Source organism: Streptomyces torulosus (genome assembly GCF_001419765.1).
GTDB lineage: Bacteria > Actinomycetota > Actinomycetes > Streptomycetales > Streptomycetaceae > Streptomyces > Streptomyces torulosus.
In genome coordinates, this window is record NZ_LIRK01000074.1 from 1 (window position 1) to 15,213 (window position 15,213).

Annotated in this window: 13 protein-coding genes; 12 read left to right on the forward strand and 1 reads right to left on the reverse strand. The window is 71.0% G+C overall.

Going from position 1 to position 15,213, the window contains the following annotated elements; all coding sequences use genetic code 11:
• Window positions 1-66: 66 nt before the first annotated feature.
• From AOK23_RS06355 to AOK23_RS06405, 11 genes are all read left to right on the forward strand, one after another.
• Complete coding sequence (locus AOK23_RS06355; RefSeq protein ID WP_055711759.1) at window positions 67-672, forward strand: TIGR03086 family metal-binding protein; 606 nt, start codon at window positions 67-69, stop codon at window positions 670-672.
• Window positions 673-738: 66 nt separating this feature from the next.
• The gene (locus AOK23_RS06360) at window positions 739-1,488 is read left to right on the forward strand and encodes an MBL fold metallo-hydrolase (protein WP_055711760.1); all 750 of its coding nucleotides are present in this window, start codon (window positions 739-741) and stop codon (window positions 1,486-1,488) included.
• Window positions 1,489-1,660: 172 nt separating this feature from the next.
• Window positions 1,661-2,368, forward strand: a complete 708-nt coding sequence (locus AOK23_RS06365) for a GntR family transcriptional regulator (RefSeq protein ID WP_055711761.1) — start codon at window positions 1,661-1,663, stop codon at window positions 2,366-2,368.
• A 70-nt stretch (window positions 2,369-2,438) separates the two neighbouring features.
• Window positions 2,439-3,350 (forward strand): dihydrodipicolinate synthase family protein, encoded by a 912-nt coding sequence (locus tag AOK23_RS06370; RefSeq protein ID WP_055711762.1) that lies wholly within the window; start codon window positions 2,439-2,441, stop codon window positions 3,348-3,350.
• Window positions 3,347-5,095 carry an L-arabinonate dehydratase gene (araD, locus tag AOK23_RS06375; protein ID WP_055711787.1) on the forward strand — a complete coding sequence of 583 codons (1,749 nt, stop codon included), beginning with the start codon at window positions 3,347-3,349 and terminating at the stop codon, window positions 5,093-5,095. Before AOK23_RS06370 ends, araD begins: the two co-directional genes overlap by 4 nt.
• A gap of 195 nt (window positions 5,096-5,290) precedes the next feature.
• Window positions 5,291-6,235, forward strand: coding sequence for a carbohydrate ABC transporter permease (locus AOK23_RS06380; RefSeq protein WP_055711763.1), 945 nt, complete (start codon window positions 5,291-5,293; stop codon window positions 6,233-6,235).
• Complete coding sequence (locus AOK23_RS06385) at window positions 6,232-7,134, forward strand: carbohydrate ABC transporter permease (protein ID WP_055711764.1); 903 nt, start codon at window positions 6,232-6,234, stop codon at window positions 7,132-7,134. Before AOK23_RS06380 ends, AOK23_RS06385 begins: the two co-directional genes overlap by 4 nt.
• Entirely contained in the window at window positions 7,131-8,447 is a 1,317-nt protein-coding gene (locus AOK23_RS06390; protein WP_055711765.1) for a pectate lyase family protein, read from the forward strand. The genes AOK23_RS06385 and AOK23_RS06390 overlap by 4 nt, the downstream gene beginning before the upstream one ends.
• Entirely contained in the window at window positions 8,444-9,622 is a 1,179-nt protein-coding gene (locus AOK23_RS06395) for a Gfo/Idh/MocA family protein (protein ID WP_055711766.1), read from the forward strand. The genes AOK23_RS06390 and AOK23_RS06395 overlap by 4 nt, the downstream gene beginning before the upstream one ends.
• Window positions 9,622-10,467 (forward strand): DUF6807 domain-containing protein, encoded by an 846-nt coding sequence (locus AOK23_RS06400; protein ID WP_055711767.1) that lies wholly within the window; start codon window positions 9,622-9,624, stop codon window positions 10,465-10,467. The genes AOK23_RS06395 and AOK23_RS06400 overlap by 1 nt, the downstream gene beginning before the upstream one ends.
• Window positions 10,464-12,050, forward strand: a complete 1,587-nt coding sequence (locus AOK23_RS06405) for a glycoside hydrolase family 43 protein (RefSeq protein WP_055711768.1) — start codon at window positions 10,464-10,466, stop codon at window positions 12,048-12,050. Before AOK23_RS06400 ends, AOK23_RS06405 begins: the two co-directional genes overlap by 4 nt.
• A gap of 390 nt (window positions 12,051-12,440) precedes the next feature.
• Here the strand turns inward: AOK23_RS06405 and AOK23_RS06410 are convergent, their stop codons facing one another.
• On the reverse strand, window positions 12,441-13,649 hold the full coding sequence (locus AOK23_RS06410) for an RNA-guided endonuclease InsQ/TnpB family protein (RefSeq protein WP_055711769.1): 1,209 nt from the start codon (window positions 13,647-13,649) through the stop codon (window positions 12,441-12,443).
• 152 nt (window positions 13,650-13,801) lie between these two features.
• Between AOK23_RS06410 and AOK23_RS06415 the strand changes: the two genes are divergently transcribed.
• The gene (locus AOK23_RS06415; RefSeq protein WP_055711770.1) at window positions 13,802-15,145 is read left to right on the forward strand and encodes an ABC transporter substrate-binding protein; all 1,344 of its coding nucleotides are present in this window, start codon (window positions 13,802-13,804) and stop codon (window positions 15,143-15,145) included.
• Window positions 15,146-15,213 lie beyond the last annotated feature (68 nt).

Genomic DNA, 15,213 nt, shown 5'->3' on the forward strand with positions numbered 1-15,213 from the left:
AGTTTTCCCCACCGAGTCGGTCTACCGAGAAAGGCATGCGCCCAGACCGACCCGAAGGAGCCTCGGATGACCGTCGACGACAGCGGCCCCCTCCCCACCCCCCTCGATCTCACCGCGCAGACCCGCGCCGTGGCCCGCCTCGTCCGGGCCGTGGGCGACGCGCAGCTCTCCGGCGTGACCCCCTGTCCCGCGTACGCCGTGCGGCACCTCCTCGGGCATCTGCTCGGTCTCTCCGTAGCCTTCCGGGACGCCGCCCGCAAGGACCTGGGGCCCACGACGGACACCGACCCCGGCTCCTCCCTCCCCGACATCGGCCCCGACTGGCGCGAGGCCCTGCCCCGGACGCTCGGCGAACTCGCGGAGGCGTGGCGCGACCCGGCCGCCTGGACCGGCGACACCCGGGCGGGCGGTGTGCCGCTGCCGGGGGCCGTCGCCGGTGCCGTCGCCGTGAACGAACTCGTCGTGCACGGCTGGGACCTCGCCCGCGCCACCGGCCAGGAGTACGAGCCGGACCCGGACGCCCTGGCCGCCTCCCACGACTTCCTCGCCGCGTCAGTCGGCGACCCGAGCCGGGACAGCATTTTCGGCCCCGTCGTGGCCGTCCCGGACGACGCGCCCCTCCTCGACCGCGCCATCGGCCTGAGCGGACGCGACCCGAACTGGAAGGCGTAGGCGCTCCCCAGACAGAACACGCGAAATCCGGCGCGGGCTCCCGCCCGCGTCCGTACGCTCCCCCACATGCCCCTGAGCCTCACCGTCCTCGGCACCGCCTCTCCGCATCCCCGACCGGGCCGGCCCGCCTCCGGGTATCTGCTGCGGGGCGGGGGCGCGGAGATATGGGTGGACGCCGGGTTCGGTACCTTCGCCGAGTTGCAGCGGCACACGGACCCCGCGAGGCTCACGGCGATCTGGCTGTCCCATCTACACGCCGACCACAGCGCCGATCTGCTCGCCGCCGCGTACGGCTTCGCGTACGGCGGCCTCACTCTGCCCGCCCCGATCCCCGTCTACGCGCCCGACGGCTGCGCGCAGCGGGTCGCGGGCTTCTTCGGCCGGCCGGACACCGCCTTCCTGAGCAGCGTGTTCGAGTTCCGCCCGCTGTACGACGGGCACACCGCCCGGCACTGGAACCTCACCCTCACCGCGCGTGCCGTCGTCCACGACGCGGAGGCGTACGGGCTGCGCGCCGAGTGCCAGGGGCGGGTGTTCGCGTACTCGGGGGACAGCGGGCCGTGCGACGTGCTCACCCACCTCGCGGGCAGCGCCGACCTCTTCCTGTGCGAGGCGGACGTCACCGCGCATCGCGAAGGCGAACCCCGGGTGCATCTCACGCCGGAGGAGGCCGGAACGTACGCCAAGGGAGCGAGCCGGCTGCTCGTCACCCATGTGGGACCCACGCTGACCAGGGAGGAAGCCGCCGGACGCGCGGCCGTGGCGTTCGGCGGGCCCACCGAGAGCGCGCGTGAGGGCGACACCAGGATCGTGTGACGGCGACCACGGATTCTTCTGCCGGAAGCATTGACGAAACCCGAGCCCCCTCCTACCTTCAACGCGTCGTACTTCGTACGTCATATATGAGACGCGATACGCGAGATCAGATACGTGAGACGCCGGGACCGGCAGCTCGTGGGGGATCTCCGTGACATTCGAGAGGCCGCGCATGACCTCTGTGCCCACGCCGATCCCGTCCCGCACGCAGTTCGTGCTGGAGGGGATCAAACACCGCATTCTCACCGGCCAGTTGACGCCAGGTCAGGCCCTGGTCGAGACCGAGCTGGCCGCGCAGTTCGGGGTGTCCAAGACGCCCGTGCGCGAGGCGCTGAAGACGCTGGCCGGCACCGGGCTCGTCGTGATGAGCCAGTACAAGGGCGTCACGGTGCGCATGGTGGACGCGGACATGGCGCGCGAGGTCTACGACGTACGGCTGCTCCTGGAGCCGGAGGCCCTGCGCCGCTCGGTGCGGCGCGGCGCCTCGTGGGACGCGGCGAGCGACGCGCTGACCCGGGCCGACGAGGCCACGGACACCGCCGAACGGTCCCTTGCGAACCGGGAGTTCCACCGCGCGCTCTACGTGCCCTGCGGCAACCCGCTGCTCGGCCGGATGCTCGACGAGGTGCGCGACCAGGCCGCCCTGGTGTCCGCCGTCGCCTGGGCCGCCGACCCCTCGTGGGAGCGGGAGGCCGCCGAGCACCGGGAGATCCTGCGGCTCGCCCTCGACGGCGACGCCGACGGCGCGGCCGCCGCCCTGCACGCGCACATCGCCTCGTTCGTCGAGCGGGCCTTCCCGGGAGCCCACGACGGCGACGAGGGCCCGCCCGTCGGCCGGATCCAGGGAGACCAGGACCCCCGGCCCCGCACCACCCCGTAAGCCCCCGAGTTCACGAGGCCGCGGCCGCGCAGGCGGCGGCCTCCGCAGTCCTCGCAGAGGAAGGTCATCCATGAGCAGCGTGACGTTCGAGACCCAACGGACGGCTCTGGCCGACGTGGTGGCCATCCCGGTGACTCCGTTCGCCGAGGACGGCACCGTCGACCAGGGCGCCCACCGGGCCCTGCTGCGTCGGCTGCTCGACGGAGGGATCACCACCCTCACGCCCAACGGCAACACCGGCGAGTTCTACGCCCTCACCCCCGAGGAGCGGCGCCTGGTCACCGAGCTGACCATGGACGAGGTCGGCGACCGCGCCGTGGTCCTGGTCGGCGTCGGACACGACATCCCGACCGCGGTCGCCTCCGCCGGGCACGCCCGCGCGGCCGGCGCCCAGATGGTGATGGTCCACCAGCCGGTCCACCCCTACGTCTCGCAGGGCGGCTGGGTCGACTACCACCGGGCCATCGCCGAGGCCGTGCCGGAGCTGGGCGTCGTGCCCTACATCCGCAACGCGCAGCTGTCCGGCGCCCGGCTCGCCGAACTCGCCGACGACTGCCCGAACGTGATCGGCGTGAAGTACGCCGTCCCGGACGCGGCGCGCTTCGCCGCCTTCGCCCGCGACGCCGGCCTGGACCGCTTCGTCTGGGTGGCCGGACTCGCCGAACCGTACGCCCCCTCGTACTTCTCGGCGGGCGCCACCGGCTTCACCTCGGGGCTCGTCAATGTCGCCCCGGCCGTCTCGCTGAACATGATGGAAGCGCTTCGATCGGGCGACTACCCGGCCGCCATGAAGGTCTGGGAGCAGATCCGCCGCTTCGAGGAGCTGCGCGCCGCGAACGGCTCCGCCGACAACGTGACCGTGGTCAAGGAGGCCCTCGCCTCGCTCGGCCTGTGCCGCCGGGACGTCCGGGCGCCCAGCAAAGGCCTGCCCGAGGACGAGCGGGCCGAGGTCGCCTCCATCGCCGCGGGGTGGTCGGTATGACGAAGCCGGTCGACATGAGGAAGCCGGAGGAACTCCGCAGCCACCAGTGGTACGGCAGCGGCGTCTCGTCGGGGCTGCGCGCCTTCAGCCACCGCGCCCGCACCCGCCAGCTCGGCTATCTGCCCGAGGAGCACCTGGGCAAGCCGGTCATCGCGATCCTGAACACCTGGTCGGACATCAACCCCTGCCATGTGCACCTGCGGGACCGCGCGCAGGCGGTCAAGCGGGGTGTGTGGCAGGCGGGTGGTTTCCCGCTGGAGTTCCCGGTCTCCACCCTCTCGGAGACCTTCCAGAAGCCGACCCCGATGCTCTACCGCAACATGCTCGCGATGGAGACCGAGGAACTGCTCCGCTCGTACCCGGTCGACGGGGCCGTGCTGATGGGCGGCTGCGACAAGTCCACGCCCGCCCTCCTGATGGGCGCCGCCAGCGTCGACCTGCCGACGGTGTTCGTGCCCGCCGGGCCCATGCTGCCGGGGCACTGGCGCAACGAGGTCCTCGGCTCCGGCACCGACATGTGGAAGTACTGGGACGACCGGCGCGCCGGGCTCATCGGCGACTGCGAGATGACCGAACTGGAGTCCGGTCTGGCCCGTTCGCCCGGTCACTGCATGACGATGGGCACGGCCTCCACGCTCACCGCCGCCGCCGAGGCCCTCGGGGTCACGGTCCCCGGCGCGTCGAGCATCCCGGCCGTCGACTCCGGGCACGACCGGATGGCCGCCAGGTCCGGCCTGCGGATCGTCGAACTGGTCCACAAGGACCGCAAGTTGAGCGACATCCTCACCGCCGACGCCTTCGAGGACGCCGTCACCACCGTCCTCGGGCTCGGCGGCTCCACCAACGCGGTCATCCACCTCATCGCCATGGCCGGCCGCGCCGGCGTCAAGCTCACCCTGGACGACTTCGACCGCATCGCCCGCACGGTCCCGGTGCTGGCCGACGTCCGTCCCGGCGGTCAGACGTACCTGATGGAGGACTTCCACTTCGCGGGAGGTCTGCCCGGGTTCCTCTCCCGGATCACCGACCTGCTGCACCTGGACCGGCCGACCGTCTCCCACGACACGCTGCGCGAGCAGCTCGACGGGGCGCTCGTCCACAACGACGCCGTGATCCGCACCCGCGAGAACCCCCTCGCCGCCGAGGGCGGGGTCGCCGTCCTGCGCGGCAACCTCTGCCCCGACGGCGCGGTCATCAAGCACATCGCCGCCGAGCGCCACCTGCTCAAGCACACCGGTCCCGCGGTCGTCTTCGACGACTACAAGACCATGCAGCGCACCATCAACGACCCGTCCCTCGGCATCACCGCCGACAGCGTCCTCGTCCTGCGCAACTCCGGCCCCAAGGGCGGCCCCGGCATGCCCGAGTACGGGATGCTGCCCATCCCCGACCACCTGCTGAAGCAGGGCGTACGGGACATGGTGCGGATCTCCGACGCCCGGATGAGCGGCACCAGTTACGGCGCCTGCGTGCTGCACGTCGCGCCGGAGTCGTACATCGGGGGCCCGCTCGCCCTGGTCCGCACCGGCGACCCGATCACCCTCGACGTCGAGGCGCGCACCCTCCATCTCCACGTGGACGACGAGGAGCTGGAGGGCCGCCGAGCGGAGTGGACCGAGCCGCCCACCCGCTACGAACGCGGCTACGGCGCCCTCTACAACGACCAGATCACCCAGGCCGACACCGGCTGCGACTTCGAGTTCCTGGCCAGACCGGGCAAGGTCCCGGACCCCTACGCGGGCTGAACACTCTGACGCCGGGTGCCGACAAGGGGCGCGGGGAACTGCGTGACAAGCCCCCACGCACCCGCACCCGCACCCGCACCCGCGACCGATCCGCAAGCCGCGTCCCCGTTCCGCGAACCACCCCCCTCTGCCCAGCGAGAAAGCGCTTCCTGCACCACAACGCGCAACGACGTACCCAGAAACGGAGCCCCAGTCATGGCCCAAGCCGCAGCCGTGGCGAAACCGCCCGCGCCACCCCGGCGGAGCCGTGCGCGCCGTGCCTCCGCGACCCCGCGCAGGCTGCCCTACCTGCTGATCGCCCCGGCCGCCCTGCTCATGCTGGGCTTCATCGCCTACCCGGTCGTCAGCGTCTTCTACTACAGCCTGCAGCACTACAACCCCACCAAGCCCTGGCGGAACGGCTTCGCCGGCTTCGACAACTTCGTCCACGCCTTCACCGAGGACCCGCTGTTCTGGGACACCCTCGTCTTCAGCGCCAAGTGGGTCGTCGTCGAGGTCGGGCTCCAGCTGCTGTTCGGTCTCGCGCTGGCGCTGATCGTCAACCAGACGTTCGTCGGCCGGGCCCTCGGCCGCGCACTCGTCTTCTCGCCGTGGGCCGTCTCCGGTGTCCTCACCTCCGCGATCTGGGTGCTCCTCTACAACTCCCAGACGGGTATCACCCGTTACCTCGCGGACATCGGCATCGGCGAGTACGGCACCAGCTGGCTCTCCGACACCTCCACCGTCTTCTCGGCGGCGGTCGTCGCCGACCTGTGGCGCGGTGTCCCCTTCTTCGCGATCCTCATCCTCGCCGACCTCCAGTCCATCTCGAAGGACCTCTACGAGGCCGCCGAGGTCGACGGCGCGAGCCGCGTCCGGCAGTTCTTCCACATCACGCTGCCGCACCTCAAGGACGCGATCATCCTCTCCACGCTGCTGCGCGCGGTGTGGGAGTTCAACAACGTCGACCTCCTCTACACCCTGACCGGCGGCGGACCCGCGGGCGAGACCACCACGCTCCCGCTGTACATCGCCAACACCTCGGTCGACGCCCACAACTTCGGCTACGCGTCCGCCCTGACCACGGTCGCGTTCGTGATCCTGCTCTTCTGCTCGATGGTCTATCTGCGGCTGAGCAAGTTCGGAGGCGAGTCCAAGTGATCACCAAGGACGCCGAGAAGGTCGCTCCGGTGACGCCCGCGCCGGCGGCCGAGGAGCCCCCGCAGCGGCCCCGCAAGCAGCACCGCGCCTGGGACGAGGTGCCCCGCTGGCAGATCTATCTGCCCCTGTCGATCTACCTCGTCTTCACCCTCGTCCCCTTCTACTGGATCCTGCTGTTCGCGCTCCGCAAGCCCGGCTCGACCTCGCTCGTGCCGTGGCCCATCACGTTCGAGCACTTCGAGAAGGTGTGGAACGAGCGCAGCTTCGGCACCTACTTCCAGAACAGCGTGCTCGTCGGGGTCGTCACCCTGCTGATGACCACGCTCGTCGCCCTCGCCGGTGGCTACGCCCTCGCCCGCTTCGACTTCAAGATCAAGCGCGGCTTCATGCTGGCGCTGCTGTGCTCCCAGTTCGTCCCGGGCGCACTGCTCCTCGTACCGCTGTTCCAGATCTTCGCCGAGCTGCGGATGATCAACTCGCTCGGCAGCGTCATCCTCGCCGAGACGGTCTTCCAGCTGCCGCTGTCGATCATCCTGATCAGCAACTTCATCAAGAACGTGCCGTATTCGCTGGAGGAGGCGGCCTGGGTCGACGGCTGCAACCGGTTCACCGCGTTCCGGGTGGTCGTGCTGCCGCTGCTGCGGCCCGGTCTGATCGCCGTCGGCTCCTTCGCCTTCGTGCACTCCTGGAACCACTTCCTGTTCGCGCTGATGTTCCTCAGCAACCAGGAGAAGCAGACCATCCCGGTCGGCCTGAACACCCTGCTCAGCGCCGACAGCGTCGACCTGGGCGCGCTCGCCGCGGGCGGCATCATCGCCGCCGTCCCGGTCGTGATCGTCTTCGCCTTCATCCAGAAGTGGCTGATCACCGGCTTCAGCGCGGGGGCGGTGAAGGGATGAGCCACCGCAGGAGAAGTCTCTCCCTCGTCGCGCTCGCCGGAATGCTGGGCCTCACGCTCAGCACCCCGGCCGGGGCGGAGCCCCGCGACGTCGGGCGCGACATCAGCAGGGACACGCTCGCCGCGGACGACGGCTGGGCCGCGGCCGACGGCGGGACCACGGGGGGTTCCACCGCCGACGCCGCCCATGTCCTCACCGTGCGCAACCGGAGCGAGCTGGTCCGGGCGCTCGACGGCGGCAGCGACACCCCCAAGATCATCCGGATCGCGGGGACCATCGACGCCAACACCGGTGACGACGGCGAGAAGCTCGACTGCGACGACTACGCCACCGGCGGCTACGAGCTGAAGAAGTACCTCGCCGCCTACGACCCACGCAGCTGGGGCTCCGCCAGGCCGAGCGGCCCGCAGGAGGAGGCCCGCCAGGCGTCGGCGGCGAAGCAGGCCGAGCGGATCGAGCTGGCCGTCGGCTCCCACACCACGATCGTCGGCCTCAAGGGCGCGGTGCTCAAGGGGGCCAGCCTCCAGCTCAGGGGCTCCGACCATGTGATCATCCGCAATCTCGAACTCCGCGACGCCTACGACTGCTTCCCCGTCTGGCAGCCCAACACCGGCGGCCTCGGCGACTGGAAGACCGCCTACGACAACATCTGGCTGCGCGGCTCCACCCACGTCTGGATCGACCACGTCACCATCTCCGACCAGGGCCACCCCGACGAGGACGAGCCCACCTACTTCGGCCGCAACCACCTCCGGCACGACGGTCTGCTCGACATCACCAACGCCTCCGACCTGGTCACCGTCTCCTGGAGCCGGTTCGCCGACCACGACAAGGGCCTCCTCATCGGCAACGGCGACACCGCCACCGGCGACCGCGGCAGACTCCGCGTCACCCTGCACCACAACCAGTTCGAGAACGTCGTCCAGCGCGCGCCCCGCGTCCGCTTCGGGCAGGTGCACCTCTACAACAACCGCTACGTCGTCCCGGCCGACGCCCACGACTACCGCTACGCGCTGGGCATCTCCACCGAGTCCGCCGTGTACGCCGAGAACAACGCGTTCACCACGCCGGGCCACGTCGAGGCCGCCGACCTGGTCAAGAGCTGGAACGGCACCGCGCTCCACCAGACGGGCACCCTCTTCAACGGCTATCCGGTGGATCTCCTGGCCATCCACAACGCCTACAACTCCGGCAGCGAGCGCGATCTGACGGCCGACGTCGGCTGGACACCTACCCTGCACCAGAAGATCGACAGCGCCGTGAGGGCCGACCGAGAGGTGGCGCGCGGCGCGGGCGCAGGGAGGCTCCGATGAACCACACCACCGCATACGACACCCCGGTCCCGCTCGTCCTCGCGGGCGCCCGCGGCCACGGCCGCTGGCACCTGGAGAACATCCGCCGCCTGGCGGACAAGGGGATCGTCCGCCTCGTCGGCGTCTGCGAGCTGACCCCGCTCGCCTCGGACGAGATCCCGGACGGCCTCGGCACCCCCGAGCAGTCCGCCGACTTCGGCGCGCTCCTCGACTCCACCGGTGCCGCGATCGCCGTGATCTGCACCCCGATCCCGACCCACACCGACCTGGCGCTGGCGGCGGCCGAGCGGGGCGTGCACATCCTGCTGGAGAAGCCCCCGGCCCCGTCGTACGCCGAGTTCCGCCGGATGGCGGACGGGGTGGCCGCCGCCGGAGTCGTCTGCCAGATCGGCTTCCAGTCGCTGGGCTCGCACGCGGTGCCCGCGATCCGGAAGATGATCGCGGACGGACTGATCGGCGAGGTCACCGGCATCGGCGGCGCCGGCGCCTGGGCCCGCGCCGAGGCGTACTACCGGCGGGCGCCCTGGGCGGGCAAGCGCCGTCTGAACGGTGTCGACGTGATCGACGGGGCGCTCACCAACCCCCTCGCGCACGCCGTCGCCACCGGGCTCGCGCTCGGCGACGCGGGCCGCGCCGAGGACGTCACCCGTATCGAGACCGAGCTGCTGCGGGCCAACGACATCGAGTCCGACGACACCTCCTGCGTGCGGATCACCACCGCCCGCGGCAGCCGGATCACCGTCGCGGCCACGCTGTGCGCGGAGAACCCCGACGAGCCGTACAACGTCGTCCACGGCACCAGCGGCCGGATCACCTACTGGTACAAGCAGGACCGCGTGCTCGTCCAGCGGGCCGGACACGGCCCCGAGGAGATCGAGTACGGGCGCACCGACCTGCTGGAGAACCTGGTCGACCACCTCGTCGACGGCGCCGACCTGCTCGTTCCGCCGGACACCACCGGCGCGTTCATGAAGGTCGTCGAGGCCATCCGCACCGCCCCCGACCCCCGCGCGCTCCCGGCCGACGCCTGGCACCGGCTGCCCGAGGAGGACCGCCGGGTCGTCGACGGCATCGACGCGCTGGTCACGGCCGCCGCCGACGACCTCGCCCTCTACTCCGAACTGGGCGCCCCCTGGGCGCTCCCCGAGCCACCGGCGAACGAGGTGAGTACCTGATGACGACCGACGAGTCCCTCGTCCTGCGGGTGGCGGGCCGCCCGGTGGGCCGCTACCACGCCCGGCCCGAGGTGCCGGCCCGCCTCTCGCCCCGCCCCTACCTCCATCCCGTCACCACCCTGTCCGGTACGGCGGTCACCGAGCTGAGCCCCGCCGACCACCTCCACCACCTCGGCGTCGGTGTCGCCGTTCCCGACGTCGAGGGGCACAACTTCTGGGGCGGGCGGACCTACGTCCGCGACCGGGGCCCGACCGAGCTCGACAACCACGGCTCCCAGCGCCACATCGCCTTCCAACTGCGCGACCCCGACGGCTTCGTCGAGGAACTGCGCTGGGTGGCGTCCGGAACCGAGCTGCTGCGCGAGCGCCGTACCGTCGCGGCCACCGAACTGACCGACGGCGCCTGGGCGTTGGACTTCACCTTCTCGCTCACCAACACCACCGGCACACCCGTCTCGATCGGCAGCCCCGCCACCAACGGACGCCCCGGCGCCGCGTACGGCGGGTTCTTCTGGCGGGCCCGCAAGGAGGCCCGGCCCCCGCGCGTGTTCACCGCCGACGCCGAGGGCGAGGCCGACGTCCACGGCACCCGCGCCGACTGGCTCGCCCTCGCGGGCGACACCTGGACGCTCGTCTTCGCGGGGGCCACCGCCACCACCCGCCGCGACCCCTGGTTCGTCCGGGCCGACGAGTATCCGGGCGTCGGCTCGTCGCTCGCCCCCACCGAACGTCTGCCCGTCGAGCCCGGTGGGACCGCCGTACGCCGGGTCGTCACCGTCGTCGCCGACGGCACCCTCGACCGCGGCGAGGCGGCGGCCCTGGTCCGCAAGGCGGTGAGCCCGTGACGACCTCCGCGAGCGCGCCCGCCTTCTCCGCAGACCGGGGCGACGGCACCTACCGCAACCCCGTCCTCGACGCCGACTGGTCCGACCCCGATGTCCTGCGCGTGGCCGACGACTTCTATCTGACGGCCTCCAGTTTCGGCCGGGTCCCGGGACTTCCCCTGCTGCACTCCCGGGACCTGGTCAACTGGACGCTCGTCGGCCACGCGCTGCCCCTCCTCGAACCCGCGAGCGAGTTCCGGGCGCCCCGCCACGACTGCGGGGTGTGGGCACCGTCGCTGCGGCACTTCGACGACCGGTTCTGGATCTTCTGGGGCGACCCCGACCAGGGCGTCTTCCAGGTCAACGCCCCCGAGATCCGCGGCCCGTGGACCCGGCCGCACCTGGTCAAGGAGGGCAAGGGACTCATCGACCCGTGCCCGCTGTGGGACGAGGAGACCGGCGAGGCGTACCTCGTGCACGCCTGGGCCAAGTCCCGCTCCGGGATCAAGAACCGACTCACCGGACACCGGATGCGGCCCGACGGCACGGGACTGCTCGACGGGGGCAAGGTGATCGTCGACGCGGACCGGCTGCCCGGCTGGTTCACCCTGGAGGGCCCCAAGCTCTACCGGCACGACGGCTGGTTCTGGATCCTCGCCCCGGCCGGGGGAGTGGAGACCGGCTGGCAGGGCGCCTTCCGCTCCCGCGACTTCTTCGGCCCCTACGAGGAGCGCGTCGTGCTGGAGCAGCACGACACCGACGTGAACGGCCCCCACCAGGGCGGCTGGGTGCGCACGGCGGCCGGCGAGGACTGGTTCCTGCACTTCCAGCAGCGGGGCGCGTACGGCAGGGTCGTCCACCTCCAGCCGATGCGCTGGGACGCCGACGGCTGGCCCGTCCTCGGGGACGAGGGCGCCCCCGTGGCCGTGCACGCCAAGCCGGCGCTGCCCGCGCAGCCGCCCGCCGCGCCGGCCACCGACGACGACTTCCCCGGCGGCCGCTTCGGACGCCAGTGGCAGTGGACCGCGAACCCTCCCTCACTCCCGGCTTCGCTCGAGCGGGGGGACCCCCACGCCGGCTGGGCCACCCAGCACTCCGGCGACGGGCTGCGGCTCACGTGCGTGCGCTCCGTGCACGCGCACGACCTGCGGAAACTGGCGAATGTGCTCACACAGCGGCTGCCGGGGATCCCCACCGTGACCGAGGTGGAGCTGCGCCTCGACAGCGAGGAGCCAGGGGCGCGCGCCGGACTCGCCGTGCTCGGTGACGCCTTCCGCTGGATCGGGCTCCAGCGGGACGCCGACGGGAGCGTGCACCTCGTCCACCGGTTCGCCGAGACCGTCGCCGAACGGGAGCGGGACGCGGCACCTCCGCGCCCGGCGCCCGACGGGCGGGCCCGGCTGCGCATCGAGACCCGCGCCGGGGCACGCTGCCACTTCTCGTACGACGTGGGGGAGGGGTGGCACTCCTCCGGCCAGGTCTTCGCCGCCACGCCCTGGCGTTGGGTCGGCGCCCTGCTCGGCCTCTTCGCGGTCGCGCCCACCGGCGGGGGACACGCCGGGGCGGCCACCTTCACCACGTTCAGGATCACCCCCTCCTCGTAACCCGTACGCCTGTTGGGAGCCGCAATGACGCACCTCCGTAGCAAGCGCTTGCCGACCTGGTCGGGGGCGGGCCCGGGTGTCGGCCGGACCTTGGTCGCGGTCGCCGCACTACCGGGCTCGCTGGGGCTCGGAGCCGTCGGGAAGGACGCGCGGTTCTCGGAGTACCGCACCTACGGCCAAGGCGCCGGGGTAACCGCCGACCGCCCGCAGCTCGCGGCGCCCGACGCCCCCCACCCGCACGGTTGCCACGTACCTCGCCGGGGCGGACGGCTGGGCGCCGCACCTGCGGCGCGCCCGCCACTGAGTCCCGGCCCCGACAACTTCACCACCCTCGACCTCGTCGGCGTCGACGCGACGAAGAGAGAGCCGTTCATTGACTTTCTCCCTCGTCTAACGGCGGGGGATTCCAGCGGTCGCCCGCTGGGGTTCCTGCTTCACCGACGACCGCCCCGTCCGGGAGGACTCCCGTTGAGGTCTTACACCGTGTCCACAGGCGGACGCCGCCAGCCCGGCGGCCAGGATGTTGCGTGCCGCGTTCACGTCGCGGTCATGCACAGTGCCGCAGGCGCACGTCCACTCGCGGACATTCAACGGCATCTTGGCCGCGACCGTGCCGCAGGCCCCGCACGGCTTCGAGCTGGGGAACCAGCGGTCGATCACGACCAGTTCGCGCCCGTACCAGGCGCACTTGTACTCCAGCATGGAGCGGAACTCCGTCCACGACGCGTCACTGATGGCGCGCGCGAGCTTGCCGTTCTTCAGCAGGTGGCGGACGGTGAGGTCCTCGATCACGACCGTTTGGTTCTCACGGACGAGACGAGTCGACAGCTTGTGGAGGAAGTCGCGACGCCGGTCGGCGATCCGCGCATGGACCTTGGTGACGCGACGCCGGGCCTTTTCCCGGTTTGCCGAGCCCTTCGCCTTCCGCGACAGCTCACGCTGCGCGCGGGCCAGGCGGACGCGGTCACGCCGCTCGTGCTTCGGGTTGGCGACCTTCTCCCCGGTGGACAGGGTCACCAGCGACGTGATCCCGGCGTCGATGCCGACCGCCGCCGTGGTGACGGCGGCCGGGGCGACGCTGTCCTCACACAGCAGGGACACGAACCAGCGTCCCACCGCGTCACGGGACACCGTCGCAGTGGTCGGCTCCGCACCCTCGGGCAGCGGACGCGACCAACGGATGTCCAGGGGCTCGGCCATCTTGGCCAGAGTCAGTCGCCCGTCACGCCACTTGAAGGCGCTGCGGGTGTACTCGGCCGACGCGCGGGACTTCTTCCGGCTCTTGTAGCGCGGGTACTTCGCACGCTTGGCGAAGAAGTTCCCGAACGCCGCCTGAAGATGGCGGAGCGCCTGCTGGAGCGGGACGGAGGACACCTCCGACAGGAAGGCCAGCTCCTCGGTCTTCTTCCACTCCGTCAGCGCGGCGGACGACTGCACGTAGGAGACACGGCGCTGCTCGCCGTACCAGGCCCGCGTGCGCTCCTCCAGCGCCTTGTTGTAGACGAGGCGGACGCAGCCGAACGTGCGCGACAGCTCCGCTGCCTGCTCGTCCGTGGGGTAGAAGCGGTACTTGAACGCCCGCCTGACCTGCCGCATCACGCCTCACAGGTATCAGCTTCAGTGTGAGCGTTGCCGGTCGGTGGACGGTGAAGGCCCGCCTTCGCGGCGAACCCGCTTTCCCTGCCCTGCTCCGCAGGAGCTTCGTTTCCTCCTCGGCCTGAAGGCCCGGGTATCCACGAAGGAAGGCCCCGATGAAGATCAGCAATCACAGAAGCAGGCGCGCCGCCCTGGCCGTCGCCCTCGGATCCGTCCTCGCCCTGACCGCCACCGCCTGCGGTGACGACGGCAGCGGGACCGGCGGCGACAAGGGCTCCGAGGGCAGCGGCAAGGGCGAGATCGTCTTCTGGGACAACAACGGCGGTGTCCGCACCGACATCTGGAAGGAGATCATCGCCGACTTCCAGAAGGCCAACCCGGACATCAAGGTCGAGTACGTCGGCATCGCGGCCACCGAGTACCAGTCGAAGGTCGACACCGCCATCCAGGGCGGCGGTCTGCCGGACGTCGGTGGTGTCGGCGCGGCCATGGCCGCCGGGTTCGCCGCGCAGGGGGCGCTGGAACCGCTGGACGGCCGGCTCTCCAAGTCCTCCCTGAACGGCAAGCTCAACGAGGCGATGGTCGAGTCGCTGAAGTCGGCGGGCGGCGGCGAGGCCCTGTACTCGATCCCGACCTCCGCGAACAACGGCGTCCTCTACTACCGCACCGACCTGTTCAAGGCGGCCGGCCTCGACGAGCCGACCACCTGGGACACGTTCTACAAGGCCGCCGAGAAACTCACGGACAAGGACAAGAACAAGTTCGGCTACACCATCCGCGGTGGCGCCGGCTCCATCGCCCAGGCGCTGGACGCGATGTACGGGCAGTCGGGCCTCACTTCGTTCTGGGACTCCAGCGGTGAGAAGACCACCGTGAACGACCCGAAGAACGTGGCGGCGCTGGAGAAATACGTCGGCCTCTACAAGAAGGTCACGCCCGCGGCCGACCTCAACAACGACTTCACCAAGATGGTCGCGCAGTTCGACTCCGGCACGATCGGCATGCTCAACCACAACCTGGGCTCCTACCAGGACCATGTGAAGGCGTTCGGCGACAAGTTCCGGGGCATCCCGCAGCCGACCGGCCCCGGCGGCAAGCGGGTCCAGGTCTCCAACCCGGTCGACGGGCTCGGCATGTTCAAGAGCTCGAAGAACAAGGAGGCCGCCTGGAAGTTCATCGAGTTCGCCATGTCGCACGAGGAGAACTCCAAGTTCAACGAGTCGGCGGGCCAGGTGCCGGCGAACAACGACGCGGCGAAGGACGAGTGGATCCAGCAGGCGGAGCCGACGAAGCTGGCCGCCGCCGCGCTGACCGACGGGTCGACCTCGATCGTGCAGCTGCCGTACTACCTGCCGGACTGGAACACGATCTCGAAGGCCGACAACGAGCCGGCCTTCCAGAAGGTGATGGACGGGCAGACGAGTGCGAAGGAGTTCCTCGACTCGCTGGCCGACCAGCTGAACAAGGCGCAGGCCGAATGGAACGAGCAGAAGGACTGACGCTCCGCTTCGGCGGCAGGTCCGCTTCGGCTGCCGGTCCCATTCCGACTGCCGGTCCGTCTCTGCTG